Origin of the sequence: Phytohabitans aurantiacus (assembly GCF_027923225.1) — a bacterium.
GTDB lineage: Bacteria > Actinomycetota > Actinomycetes > Mycobacteriales > Micromonosporaceae > Phytohabitans > Phytohabitans aurantiacus.
Window position 1 is genome coordinate 150,835 of record NZ_BSDI01000011.1, and the last position, 12,856, is coordinate 163,690.

General features: G+C 71.6%; 11 protein-coding genes. 4 read left to right on the forward strand and 7 right to left on the reverse strand.

The features are described from left to right. The first annotated feature begins 77 nt into the window (after positions 1-77). Positions 78-665 carry a DUF1684 domain-containing protein gene (locus tag QMG73_RS14375; protein ID WP_281895611.1) on the forward strand — a complete coding sequence of 196 codons (588 nt, stop codon included), beginning with the start codon at positions 78-80 and terminating at the stop codon, positions 663-665. 46 nt (positions 666-711) lie between these two features. On the opposite strand, the gene QMG73_RS14380 is transcribed toward QMG73_RS14375, so the two are convergent. Then, positions 712-1,182, reverse strand: a complete 471-nt coding sequence (locus tag QMG73_RS14380; RefSeq protein ID WP_281895769.1) for a general stress protein — start codon at positions 1,180-1,182, stop codon at positions 712-714. A gap of 146 nt (positions 1,183-1,328) precedes the next feature. Between QMG73_RS14380 and QMG73_RS14385 the strand changes: the two genes are divergently transcribed. Continuing rightward, positions 1,329-1,973: a glycerophosphodiester phosphodiesterase gene (locus tag QMG73_RS14385; RefSeq protein ID WP_281895613.1), complete on the forward strand. Its 645-nt coding sequence runs from the start codon at positions 1,329-1,331 to the stop codon at positions 1,971-1,973. Positions 1,974-2,809: 836 nt separating this feature from the next. Here the strand turns inward: QMG73_RS14385 and QMG73_RS14390 are convergent. Genes QMG73_RS14390 through QMG73_RS14400 form a run of 3 tightly spaced genes read right to left on the reverse strand, consistent with a single transcriptional unit; the run spans position 2,810 to position 6,452 of the window. Further along, a complete protein-coding gene (locus tag QMG73_RS14390) occupies positions 2,810-3,628 on the reverse strand; it encodes a polysaccharide lyase family protein (RefSeq protein WP_281895614.1) in 819 nt (272 codons plus the stop codon). 2 nt (positions 3,629-3,630) lie between these two features. After that, positions 3,631-5,202, reverse strand: coding sequence for an alkaline phosphatase D family protein (locus tag QMG73_RS14395; protein WP_281895615.1), 1,572 nt, complete (start codon positions 5,200-5,202; stop codon positions 3,631-3,633). After that, positions 5,199-6,452, reverse strand: a complete 1,254-nt coding sequence (locus QMG73_RS14400) for a Gfo/Idh/MocA family protein (protein WP_281895616.1) — start codon at positions 6,450-6,452, stop codon at positions 5,199-5,201. Before QMG73_RS14400 ends, QMG73_RS14395 begins: the two co-directional genes overlap by 4 nt. A gap of 71 nt (positions 6,453-6,523) precedes the next feature. On the opposite strand from QMG73_RS14400, the gene QMG73_RS14405 reads away from it, so the two are divergent. Together QMG73_RS14405 and QMG73_RS14410 are read left to right on the forward strand one after the other, a co-directional pair. After that, a complete protein-coding gene (locus QMG73_RS14405; protein WP_281895618.1) occupies positions 6,524-7,576 on the forward strand; it encodes an ROK family transcriptional regulator in 1,053 nt (350 codons plus the stop codon). A 22-nt stretch (positions 7,577-7,598) separates the two neighbouring features. Next, on the forward strand, positions 7,599-9,170 hold the full coding sequence (locus QMG73_RS14410; protein ID WP_281895620.1) for a hypothetical protein: 1,572 nt from the start codon (positions 7,599-7,601) through the stop codon (positions 9,168-9,170). Between the two features lie 55 nt (positions 9,171-9,225). Here QMG73_RS14410 and QMG73_RS14415 read toward each other — a convergent pair whose 3' ends face one another. From QMG73_RS14415 to QMG73_RS14425, 3 genes are read right to left on the reverse strand one after another with little or no spacing between them, the layout of a single operon-like run. After that, entirely contained in the window at positions 9,226-10,572 is a 1,347-nt protein-coding gene (locus QMG73_RS14415) for a glutamate-cysteine ligase family protein (RefSeq protein WP_281895623.1), read from the reverse strand. A 40-nt stretch (positions 10,573-10,612) separates the two neighbouring features. Then, positions 10,613-11,518 (reverse strand): threonine/serine dehydratase, encoded by a 906-nt coding sequence (locus QMG73_RS14420; protein ID WP_281895624.1) that lies wholly within the window; start codon positions 11,516-11,518, stop codon positions 10,613-10,615. Then, positions 11,515-12,831 carry an MFS transporter gene (locus tag QMG73_RS14425; RefSeq protein WP_281895626.1) on the reverse strand — a complete coding sequence of 439 codons (1,317 nt, stop codon included), beginning with the start codon at positions 12,829-12,831 and terminating at the stop codon, positions 11,515-11,517. Before QMG73_RS14425 ends, QMG73_RS14420 begins: the two co-directional genes overlap by 4 nt. Positions 12,832-12,856: the final 25 nt, after the last annotated feature.

The window sequence follows — 12,856 nt, forward strand, 5'->3', positions numbered from 1 at the left end:
ATCGCGCGGGAGTACGTTATGCGGTCCGCTACCGATCAATGGGCGGTTCACCAATTTTCCGGTTACGGTTCGAAACCGTGGATGACCTGGACTTGCTGGACTGGCGCGAACAGACGACCCGGATGTACCTCTCCGACCTCGACCTGACCGGCTTCCGGACCGCACGCGATCTGCTGTTTGCCGGTCACCCACAGTCACCAATTCCTTCGTTGGCGCGCTCCGGATTCCGCGGGCTCCGGTACTTCCCACGGCGCGATGAGGCGGTCGTCGATGTTCCACTCCGGCCGGCGCACGGCGCGATGGAGATCGACACCGGCGGGCCGGACGGTGTCGTGCGGTACCGCCGGGTGGCGATCGCCGAGACGCCGTGGGGACCGCTGACGCTCTGGTGGATCGAGGCGTACGGCGGCGGGCTGTTCCTACCGTTCCGGGACGGGACGTATCGGGACGAAACATATGGTGGCGGGCGATACCTGACCGACACCGTCAAAGGCACCTTCGGTCGCGGGGTCAGCGTGCTGCCCGGGTCGCGCGTGCGGCTCGACTTCAACTACGCGTACAACCCGAGCTGCGCGTACTCCGACCAGTGGCTGTGTCCACTAGCGCCCGAGGAGAACCGCTTGCCCGCCCCTATCGAGGCGGGCGAGCTCCGCTACGTCCCATGATCAAAGCTTCATTCAAGTCGCCCTTATGACTTGAATGAAGCTTTGATCATGGGTTGGCCGCCTGCCAGGTCATCCTCGTTAGGAGCTGGCGCGCCTGTTCGCTGTGTTCGGCGTCGACCATGATCGCGTATTGGGACGCCTGCAGCGAGCTGGTCGACGTGAAGTCGCGGCGGCCACCGGTCAGCGCGTGCGCCACGCCGCCGAAGACGGCACCCCAGAACGCGCCGATCAGCAGGCCGGCGAGGATCACGCCCACCCAGCTCGACGTGCTGAAGATGCCGAAGAGCAGCCCGATGAACAGACCGAACCAGGCACCGCTGGCCGCACCGGCGAGCGCGGCACGCCAGATCGTCAGGCGGCCCAGCACGTTTTCGACCAGCCGAAGGTCGGTGCCCACGATCGCGGTGTTCTCGACCGGGAACTCGTTGTCGGACAGGTAGTCGACCGCGCGCTGCGCGGAAGGGTAGTCGCTGTACGTCGCGACGGAGACGGTTGGCCGGATGGCGTCCGCGGGCACGGCTTTGTCGGGCGTTGCGGGAAACCCGCTGGGTGATGGTGGTATCTGTCCAGTAGTCACTTTTGCCTCCTCCGATCCAACCTTGCCGAATTCCCCGCCGGCTGTCTGGGCAAACGGTGAGATCGGTCCGGGTTACCGTGGGCGCCATGCCGCCCTTGCTCGCTGTCGCCCACCGCGCCGGCAACGACGTCGCCGGACTGCGGGCCGCCCTCGACGCGGGGGTCGACCTCGTCGAGGCCGACGTACACCTGTTCCGGGGCGCGTTGGAGATCAGGCACCGCAAGACGCTCGGGCCGCACCTGCTGTGGGACAAATGGGAGCTGGTCCGCCGCCGCAGCATCGTGCTGCCCGAACTGTCCGACGTGCTCGACGCGGCCGCTGGCGACCCGCGGCTGATGCTCGACCTGAAGGGGCCGGCTGCGGCGGTCGCCCCGAAGGCCGCCACGCTGCTGCGCGAGCGGATGCCGTCGGCGGCGGTGACGGTGTGCACGAAACACTGGCGGATGCTTGACTCGTTCGAGCCGCCGGTGCGGCGGGTGCTGTCATCGAGCAACCGGGCCTCGCTGGGTCGGCTGATCCGGCGGTTGCGGCGGCAGCCTGAGTACGGCGTGTCGATCCGCCTCGGGCTGCTGACCCCGCCGGTGGTGGCGGAGCTGCGCCGGTACGTCGAGCAGGTCATGGTCTGGCCGGTGGACACGCCTGCGGCCCTGGCCCACGCCCGGCGGCTGGGCGTGACAGCGGTAATCAGCAAGGACCTGGCACTACTCCGCGAAGTCCTGACCTCCCGCTAGCCGCGCCCGCGCGGCGCCGAACGTTGCCGCGCGGGCGCGGCCCCCAGCGCCCGTGGCGCCGCCGGGCGGCGCCTTTCCTCGTCGATCAAGGGCAAATGCAGGCGGTTGGATCTCTTTTCCGCGTGCGTTCGCCCTTGATCCACGCAGATGGCCTTGATCGGCGCTGTTGCGGTAGGCGATCTGGCGCGGCGTCCAGGGGCGCCCACCGCAACCGCGCGGCCGGGTGCCGCTCGGCGCCGTGGGTGGCCGGATTGTCCCGATCCGCGGAGCGGACCCCTCGGGCTGTGAACAGTTATGGCTGCGATAGCAGCCATAACTGTTCACAGCGTCCCGGTGCAACGGCGAGCTTGCGCCCTTGACGGCGTGGCATCCGTAACCCACGCCGGGTGGACGGTCGGCGTCACCTTGGGTGGCGCCTCCGCATGGCCACGGGCTTGCCGCGATCTGGACGCCCGCGGCGTCCGTGGCGAGTTGGTGCCCCGGAGGGCACACAGTCATCGGCGGCGCTGCCGCGAGGTTCGATGGACGCGGTGAGGGCGCTACCGGGCATACGGCCTATCCGTGCGGACGCGCTGGGCGCGGCGCATCGGGCGCGCCGGGCATGGGCCCTGTCGCTGTGGGCGCGGCGGGTGCTGGGCGTGGTGGGTGCTGGGCGTGGTGGGTGCTGGGCGTGGCGCGGTGGGTGCTGTCGGGCACGGGCCTGTCGCTGTGCGGACCTCGCCGATCAAGGCCATCCGCATCGATCAAGGGCGAACGCACGCGGAAAGAGATCCAACCGCGTGCATTCGCCCTTGATCGGCGGAGAGAGGTGGCGCGGCGGAGTCGCCGCTGGAGGGCTACGGGTGGGTGAAGATGCCTATCGCGTCGTAGGCGTGCCAGGAGCCGGCGGGCTTGTCGATGGTCAGGGTGTTTTCGCCCGGCGCCAGCGCCGCCCTGGGGAGCGCCAGCTCCACGTACGAGGGTTTGAGGACGGTACCGGGGAGCGTCGCGTCGCCCTCCAGCGAACCGCGAGTGGCACCCTTCTCCAGCGCCACGTCGCGCACCGGCGTCCCGTTCAGTGCGATCGTCACCGTACCCGGATTCGTGGCGTGCGTGTCGATCAGCCAGATCGCGAGCCACGGGTCGGCGGCCGGGACGGCGTCGAGCCCGAAGCGCAGCGTGAACCGGTGCGCCTTGCGTCCGGCCCAGGCGTCGGCGGGGCCGGGGTGCAGGTAGGCCCAGTCGGTTCCCGGTGCGTGTACGCCGTGTGTGAAGTCGACGTCGTTGGGGAACCGGGTCGGAAACTGCGCGTACCCGTTCGGTGCGAGCGCCAACTCCAGGCTCTTGTGGTCGAAGCTTCCCACTGTCGCGATAGGAGCGCCGCTCACCGCCACCGACTCGACACTGGTGCCCGTGACCGCCGAAGACGGGCGGCTGCGGCGTCCGGCGGCGTCGACCGTGACGATCCTGTACCGGACGCTGCGCGCCCTCCCACCGAGGCCACTGTGGACGAACGTGGCGTAGACGGTCTGTGCGAGCAGCGCCTCGTCGGCGCCGTCGACGGAGGCGTAGATGGCGTAGTGGTCGACGAGCGGGTGGTACGCCTCGCCCTCCCAGGAGAGCCGGATGCGGCCGAGCTCTCCGGTGGCGCGCAGGCGGCGCACGACGTCGGGCATGGTCACACCTCTCGGTTCAGGGCGGGCCGGCCGGCCTCGGTGACGAACCGCGCCGCCGTCGTGACGAGCGCGCCGGGCCGGGTGACGTACGGGACGGTCTTGAACTCGCTGGTCAGCTCGGTCGGGGTGAGCCGGCCGGTCAGGTACCCGCGCCGGGCGTTGTACAGCTTGACGTGCGGGTTGCCGAGCCACAGTGGACCGAAGCTGTCGGTCTCGGCACCGTCCCCATCGGACCCGATGGAACCGCCCACCAACTCCACACCCAGCGTCGCCGAGTCGGGATCGCGCCAGTCGGTCTTGAGCTCGGCGGCCACGTGGCGGTGGATGTCGCCGCTCAGCACGACGGGTGTCGCGGACGAGCGCTGGAGCGCCGCGAAGAGCCGGTCGCGGTTGGCGGGGAAGCCGTCCCACATGTCGTTGCTGTACAGCTCACCCGGGCCGGTGTCGCGGTCGATCTGCGCCATCACCACACCCGTGGAGAGCAGGTTCCACGTGGCGCGGGTGCGGGCGATCCCCTCGTACAGCCAGCGTTCCTGCTGAGCGCCGAGGATCGTGCGGTCGGGGTTGTGGCGTTCGGGAGAGTTGTCGGTGACCACGCCTGCCGGGTACGTGTCGCGGTACTGCCGGTTGTCCAGCATCGTGAACTCGGCCAGCCGGCCCCAACCGAGCCGCTGATACAGGGCCATGCTCGGACCGTCCGGAAGGGACACGGCGCGCAGCGGCAGGTGCTCGTAGAACGCCCGGTACGCCACCGCACGCCGGCGCAGGAAGTCGGCGGGCGTGATGCCGGTCTCGGACCACTCGTCGGCGTAGTTGTTCTGCACCTCGTGGTCGTCGGTGGTGACCAGCCACGGCACGTGCGCGTGGATCGCCTGGAGGTTGGGGTCGGTCTTGAAGAGGGAGTACCGGAGGCGGTACTGCGAAAGCGTCACGGTCTCGGTGTTGTGCTCGGGGGCCGGCATCGGCACGCCCTGCCGCCACAGGTTGTTCGCGTTGATGGCGTACTCGTAGATGTAGTCGCCGAGGAAGAACAGTACGTCGAGGTCCTCGGTCGCCATGTGCTCGTACGCGGTGAAATGGCCGTGGTACCAGGCCTGGCAGGAGGCGGTGGCGAAGCGCAGCTCGGTGGGGGTGTCGCGAGGCCCGGGTGCCGTGCGGGTACGCCCGACGGGGCTGATCTCGCCGCCGGCGCGGAACCGGTAGAAGTACTCGCGGTTCGACCGCAGCCCGCGGACCTCCACATGCACGGTGTGCGCCAGCTCGGGCGAGGCGAGTGCCTGTCCGCGCGCGACCACCCGGCGGAACGCGGCGTCGTCGGCGACCTCGTAGTGCACTGTGTACGGACGGCGCGGCATGCCGCCGTGGCCGTCGGCCGCGAGCGGTTCCGGTGCCAGGCGGGTCCACAGCACGACGCCATCGGGCAACGGGCTGCCGGACGCGACGCCGAGCGTGAACGGCGCGGGTGGCACCTTGCCGTCGTAGCCGGCGGCGGCCGGATGGCCGGTGCCGAGCACGACGGCCGCGGTGCTGACCCCGGTGAGGGCCAGGAACGACCGGCGTTCCAAGGGGATCACGGGCTGCCTCCAAAAGGGATGTCGACGACGGTGCCGCTGCGGCGGGCCTCCTCAGCCGCCCAGACCACCCGGTGGCCGGCGAGGCTCTGCCGCGCGTCGGAGCTGAGCAGGGTCGGGTTGTCGGTGGCCAGCGCGGCGACGAACGCGTCCGCGAGCGCGTCGTCGGCGTCCTGGTGCCCGGTCGGTGCCGCGTCCGGCGCTCCGGTGTGGACGACCTCGACCTCGCCGCTGACGAAGTCGTGCACCGTCAGGCGGTGGCCGTCGCCCTCGACATAGCCCCGGCTGCCGAAGACGCGGGTCTGCCGCTGTGCCAGTGGCGTGAACGCGGTCATCGTGAACGACGCGGTCGCCCCGGACGGGAACTCCATGTTGACCACCTGGTGGTCGACCACGTCGTTGTCGCAGGCGTACACGCAGCGGCCGTACGGGCCGTCACGGAGCGCGGCGAGCACGCCTTCGGTGGTGGTGTCGTCGGTGACGGCGCCCAGCGGCCACCTCTCGCGCTCGGGGTCGCCGAGGCACGAGAGGTAGAGGCGGGTCGCCGAGTACGGGCAGTCCGGCTCGACGGTGCATGTCACGCACCGGTCGCTGGCGCCGGCCGGCCGGTGTTCGGGCCGGAAGTGCGAGAGCCGCCCGAAGGAACTGACCCGGGCGGGCACGTCGCCGAGCACGTACATGATCCAGTCGATGTCGTGGCAGGACTTCGTGAGCAGCATCGGGCCGGACTCGGCTTCGCTTCGCCAGTTGCCGCGCACGAAGGAGTGCGCCTGGTGCCACCAGCCAACCGGTTCCAGATGCTGAACATTAATGGGATCGCCGATCCGTCCACTGCGGATAATGTCCCGGATCGCACGCGTGTAGGGCGTATAACGGAGGACATGACCGACGGCGAGCATGACACCACCACGCTCGACCGCCTCGACGATGCGCACGCAGTCGGCTTCGGTGGTCGCCATGGGCTTTTCCAGCAGGATGTGATAGCCCAGGCTGGCGAAGCGCACGGCTGGCTCCGCGTGGTCGGCGTCCTGGGTCGCGATGACGATGCCGTCCGCGAGCCGCCCGGCCGCTGCCAGCTCGCGCCAGTGCGTAAAGGCGCGCTCCGGGGGTATCCCGTGCTCGGCGGCGAATCTGGCTCGGCGTACCGGATCGGGCTCAGCCACCGCGACGACGCGTGCCCCGCCGGTGGCCTTTGCCCGGCGGGCGTATCCGGCGCCGCGCAGGCCAGCGCCGGCGACGGCGAGCGTCACCATTTATGCAAGATCCTTTCGAAAGTATCTTGCAATAGAGTTGTCCCTGTCCTGAGCCGTGTCAAGAGGTGCCGGTGAGCGAACGTCCACTTCATGGGGGCGACCCCTCGGTGTTACGCCGCATCAACGCGGCCGCCACCCTGCGCGCGCTGCGCGGCGCCGGGGAGCCCACCCTGACCGAGTTGGCCGGTGCCGTCGGCCTGTCCAGGCCCACCACCGAAGGCGCGCTCGTCGAACTCGCCGGGCGCGGCCTCGCCGAAGAGGTGGCCCCCCAGCAGGGCAAACGCCTCGGGCGGCCGGCGAGGCGATACAGGTTCCGGGCCGAAGCCGGGTACGCGCTGGGTGTCGAGATAGCGACGGACCGCACGCTGCTCTTCCTGACCGACCTGGACGGGCAGGTGGTCAGCGCGCACCGCGAGGCCCTGGCGCCCGACGCCCCCGCCCGCGACCGGCTCGCCGCCGTGCGCGCGGCCGTGCGCGCCTGCCTCGCCGCGGCCGGCATCGGCCGCAAGCAACTGTGGGCGGTCGCCGCCGGCACGCCCGGCGTGGTCGATCCCGAGGGGACCATCGCGTACTGCAACGTGGTGCCCGAGTGGCAGGGCTTCGAGTTGGGCCGGGAGATGGGCCGGTCGTTCAACTGCCCCATCCTCGTGGAGAACGACGCCAACCTGGCCGCGGTGGCCGAGCGCTGGCGCGGTGCCGCCCGCGACGTCGACGACGTCGTCTACGTGCTCGCCGGCTCGCATACCGGCGCGGGAGTGCTGATCGGCGGCCGGCTGCACCGGGGCAGGTGGGGCGCGGCGGGCGAAGTGGGCGTACTGCCCGTGCTCGGCCTGCGCGACACGGCGGCGGTGCGGGAACGCACCGGCCTCAACGCGATGGCCGCCCGCATGGCGCCCGGCGTGGCGGCGATGGTGCTCGCGTTCGACCCGGAGATGGTGGTGGTCGGCGGGCCGCTCACGCTGACGGGCGGCGACCTCGCCGGCGCGCTCGCCAGGCACGTGCCCCCGCTGTGCCTGAGCCCGACCCGGATCGCACCCTCCGAACTGGGTGACGAGTCAGTGGCGCTCGGTGCCGTCCGGCTCGCCCTCGACCGCATCGAGACCGACCTCATGCGGGTGGATTGACCAGGGCTCCTACGGTGGTGCGGTGACCTTTGGGGACTGGATCGCCTCCGACAGCTGGATGGACTACCGGCAGCAGCGAGCGCTGCGGGAACTCGACGACGAGGTGGCGTCGCTCAATTCGACGATCTCGATCCAGTTCCAGGAGAGCAGCCGGCTGCGGTCCGAGCTGAGCAGCCTGCGCGGTTCCGTTGAGGAACGGCTCACCCGGCTGACGCGCGCGTTCGACGCGTTCGTGGAGCTGAGCGACCTGCGGATGATCCTCGCGCTCTTCACGCCGCCGGCCCTGGTGCGGCATCGCGCCCGCACGGTCATAGCCGCGTCGAGCGAGGGCACCGAGGCCGGCGCGGCGTCGTTCGAGGACGTTTCCGGGTACTGGCTGGCGCCCGCCACGAAGGCGTTGGTGGCCCTGCTGCGCGGGGAGAGCGCCGGCGAGCACCTGGCACTGGCGCAGGAGCGCGACGAGGGGCGTACCGCGCTGCTGCTCGCCGTGGCGACCGCCGTGGCCGGACGCGCCGACCTCAGCACGTCCTGGTTGCCGCGTGCGCTGGGCACCCTGTCGCCTGGTTCCCCGATCAGTCGCGCCCAGCGAACACTGTGGACGGAAGCGGCGGCGGGCACGTTCGGCCCAACCGGCCAGGATGTGTTGGCGGAGCGGCTCAAGGCGCTTGTCGACGGGCTGCCGCCGGAGCGCTCCCATCTCGTAGGTCAAGCCTGGCGGCAGCGCGTGGACGCCATCCAGGCCTTCGCGCCCAAGCTGCCGTCCACACTGGACCGCGTCCCTGACGCGGCGGACGCGCTCACAGCAGGCGTCCGCCTGGAGCGCCTACGCGACCTCTGCGCGACCGCGCCAGCCCCGGATGCGGCGGCCGGTGGGGATGGGCAGCAGGCACTTGCCGAGGTGTTGCGGGCGCTCGTTGACGAGGGCAGTGCGGAGGAGGTCGCGCTGCTGCGCAGGGCAACCGAGCTGCGCGCCGTCCTCGAAGACCGCCCGGTCCCGGAGTCGTGGAACGCGCCGCTCTCGCCGCCGCTGGAGTTGCTGGAGGAAGACGCGTTCCGCGCCGACGGCTCGCCACTTGCCCGGCTCGCCCGCACGGCAGGCGCCGGCTGGCTGTTGTCGGCCGGGGAACGGCTCGCGGAGGCGGCGGCGGTCGACCCACCGGCACAGGCCACCGCGACGATCGAGCGGGTCTCCGTCCGGGTCGGCGTCGACGGCGTAGACGAGACCGACCTGGCCAGCGCCCTACGGGTGGTCGAGACCCGGTACCCGGACGAGCGGGTCCCGACGAGGGCGACCATCGCGACGCTCGTGGCGGGCGGACTGCTGTGCCTCGCGGTGATCGGCTGGCCGCACGTGCTGGCCGTCCTGAGTGTCCTCACTGGACTCGTCGTCGTGGGTGTCGGAGCCAAGCGCTGGCACCGGGAGTCGCAGAACCGCGCGCACCGTCGCGCCACGCGCGCCACCGCATTGAACGCCGTGCGTCACCGGGCCGACCAGGCCGTCGCCGACCTGGGCACCCTGCGCGACTCCCTAACGGCGGCCGGCCACCGCGCCACCGACAACCTGGCGACCCTCCGAAGCACCCTCACTTCGTGAGCGCAGTGATCAGGGCGTCCCTGAAGTCGTTAGAGCGACTTGAGGGACGCCCTGATCACGGGGATGGGGGGATGCGGTGGGCGGCTACGAGGGCGTCGGGGCGCTCGCGGAAGGGGCCCGCCCAGTCACTCAGGTACCGCTCGGCGAACGTGACGCCGCTGCGCACCACGCCGTCGAGCGGGTCGAGCAGGTCCGGCCCGTCCGGGGAGTCGATGCCGGCGTCGACCCGCGCCCGCAGACCCTGCCGCGCCAAGCCGAGCAGCGCCTCCACCAGCGCGCCCACCGAGTGGCGGCCGGCGAGCGCGTCGAGGCCCTTGGCGGCCACGTCGCTGGTGGCGCGAGCCAGGTCTGCGGCGGTGAGGTCGCTGAGCAGCGCCAGCGCGGCCCGGCGAGACGGTGCGTGGTACGCCAGGCCGACCACGAACGCCGGCCCCGCCGCGAACGCGGACCAGCCCAGCCCGTCAAAGGCGCGCATCTCCAGCGTGTTGCGGGCGCGCACGTGCGGCCAGACCTGGCACAGGTGCGCCCGCCAGTCGCCGAAGGCAGGTCGCGTGCCGTCGCCGAAGCCGTCGCGCATCAGTTCGGCGAACGTCCGGTCGGGTGCGGCGGTGTACCCGCCGTGCGTGTGGCGGTAGATCATCGGCAGGTCGAGCGCCCAGCGGAGTACATCCTCTGTGGACACGTCAGGGGCGGTCGCGAAGCCGAGCACCCCGCACCGGGCCGGATCCACGCGCTCCCACATGCGCATGCGGTGCGAGAGCACTCCCGCCGGCTGGCCGTCGTCGAGAGGTGAGTTGACGAACAGGGCGGCCGCGATGGGCGCGACCTTCGCCAGCAACCGCAGCTTCTCGCGGAAGTCGACCGGTGACAGGAAGTCCACTGTGGTCTGCGTCGACAGGGTGAGCCCCATGACCCGCTCGGCGTAGGAGGCGGGCGGGCCGAGCCGGCGAAAATAGTCGCGCATGATGCCGATCCGGGGCTTCGGCGCCCACGGGATGCCCTCGGGAGGCGGGAAGGGCAGCAGCGCCCCGAGCAGGATCGACAGCCCGAGCCGGCGAGCGACGGACGAGACCGCGAGCATGTCGCGGCGGGCCGCTCCTACCAGGTCGGTCAGCGAACGGTACGGGGCCGACGAGTACTCGATAGCGCCGCCCAATTCCAGCGACACCTGCGCGCCACCGGGCAGCTCGACGCCGACCAGCGCGCCGGCTTCGTCCATCGGGGTGCCGCCGAGTTCCTGGCGGAGGGCGTCGAGGAAGCCGTGCGCGCGGTGGTACCCGACGTTGTGACCCGTACGCGGGTCGACCAGGCCGCACTCCAACTCGATGCCGATGCGCTCCTCGCGGGCGGGGGTGAAGAGGGTGGCGAGGTCGGTGAGGGTCAGCTCGGGCTCGTCACGCATAGCAACGACCTGACCACACTCCGGCACTCCACCGCAAGAGTCAGAGTCGGGTCGGGTCGGTGTTGGCGCCGCAGAGGACAAGTGCGACCCGCTCGCCCGTCGCGGGCGTGTAGGCGCGCGTCAGGAGGGCGGCGTAGGCGGCGGCGGTGCCGTGTTCGACGAGGACGCGGTACCGGTCCCACAGGGCGCGCCTCGCGGCCACGATGTCGTCGTCACTGACCAGCAAAGAGTGCACACCGGTGCGGACGGCCACCTCGTACGCGATCGTGCCCACGCGCCGGGCACCGAGCGAGTCGGCGGCCACCCCGGAGACTTCCACGTCGGCCGGGGCGCCCGCCGCGAGCGCGGAGTGCAGCGTCGGGCACGTCTCGGGCTCGACGGCGACCACCCGGGCGCTCCCCTCGAGCGCGGCCGCTACGCCGGCCATCAGGCCGCCGCCACCGACCGCGATCAAGACGGTGTCCACATCGGGCACCTGTTCGAGCAGCTCCAGCCCGAGCGTGCCCTGGCCGGCGCACACGTCGATCTGGTCGTAAGCGTGACAGAACAGGGCGCCATTGTCGGCGGCGCGCTTGGTGGCAGCCTCGTACGCCTCGGCGTACTCGTTGCCGTGCTGGACGACGGTGGCTCCGCGGCGGTGCAGCGCCTCGATCTTGACCGGTGGCGTGGTGACCGGCACGAACACCTCGGCCGGCAGGCCGAGCGTCTGCGCGGCGTAGGCGACGGCGCCGCCCGCGTTGCCGCCGGACGCCGCGATCACGCCAGCTGCGGGCACGTCGCCGGCGAGGATGCGGTTGAACATGCCGCGTGCCTTGAACGAGCCGCTGTGCTGCAGGAACTCCAGCTTCAGCCAGAGCGCGCCGGGCTCCGCCTCGACCACGGGCGTGCGCCGGATATAACCGGCGACGCGGGCGGCCGCCGCGACGGCGTCATCACGTGTGATCACGACTGCGACGCTATCGCGGAAGCCGAAGCGGGCGCGGAAGCCGGAGCAGAACCGGGCGCGGGAGCAGGAGCGAGCGGGGGCCGGCGCAGCATCAGGGACAGTACGGACCCCCCGATCGCGAGGGCGCCCGCGATGTACCAGGCCATCGCGTACGTGCCGAGCTGGTCGCGAACCAGGCCCGCGCCGGTCGCCGCCAGCGCGGCACCCACCTGGTGCGACGCGAACACCCAGCCGAAGACCACCGGGCCGTCGGCGCCGAAGTACTCGCGGCAGAGGGCCACGGTCGGCGGGACGGTGGCCACCCAGTCGAGGCCGTAGAAGATCACGAACACCAGCATGCTCGGCTGGGCGGTCGCCGCGAACAGGCTGGGCAGTACCAGCAGGGACAGGCCGCGCAGGGCGTAGTAGGCGCCGAGCAGTACCCGGCTGTCGACCCGGTCGGTGAGCCAGCCGGACGCGATCGTGCCGGCGATGTCGAAGAGCCCGACCAGCGCGAGCAGGCTCGCCGCCGTGGTCTCGTTCATGCCGTGGTCGTGCGCGGCCGGGATGAAGTGGGTGCCGACCAGGCCGTTGGTGGTGGCGCCACAGATCGCGAAGCCGCCGGCGAGCAGCCAGAAGGCGCGAGTGCGGGCGGCCGCGCGGAGCGCGCCGAGGGCGCGCCGGGCCGCTCCTCGCCCGTCCGCCGGCGGCGCGGGCTCATCTGAAAACGCGCCGTAGGCGGTCACCCCGACGTCCGCCGGGTGGTCGCGCAGCCAGAACAGCACGGGTACGACGACGGCCAGTGCCGCCAGGGAGACGATCAATGCCGCGGTACGCCATCCGCGCGCCTCTACCACCGACGCCAGCAGCGGCAGGAACACGAGCTGGCCCGCCGCCCCGCCCGCGGTCAGCACTCCGGTGACCAGGCCGCGCCGGCGCACGAACCAGCGGCCCGTCACGGTCGCCACGAAGGCCAGCGCCATCGAGCCGGTGCCGAGGCCGACGAGGACGCCCCAGCAGAGGATGAGCTGCCAGCTCGCCGTCATGAACACGGTCAGCCCGCTGCCCGCCGCGACCAGCAGGAGGGCGGCGCAGACGACCCGCCGCATGCCGAACCGGTCCATGAGCGCCGCCGCGAACGGGGCGGTGAGGCCGAAGAGGAGGAGGTTGACGGAGACGGCGGCGGAGATCGTGGCCAGCGGCCAGTGGAACTCGGCGTGCAGCGGATGCAGGAACACCGACGGGGTGGCCCGGAAGCCAGCGGCGCCGACCAGCGCGGCGAAGGCCACGACGGCGACGATCCAGGCCGGATGGAGGCGGCGGTCTTGGTTCACTGGAACCAGTGTTCGGGTCGTGATC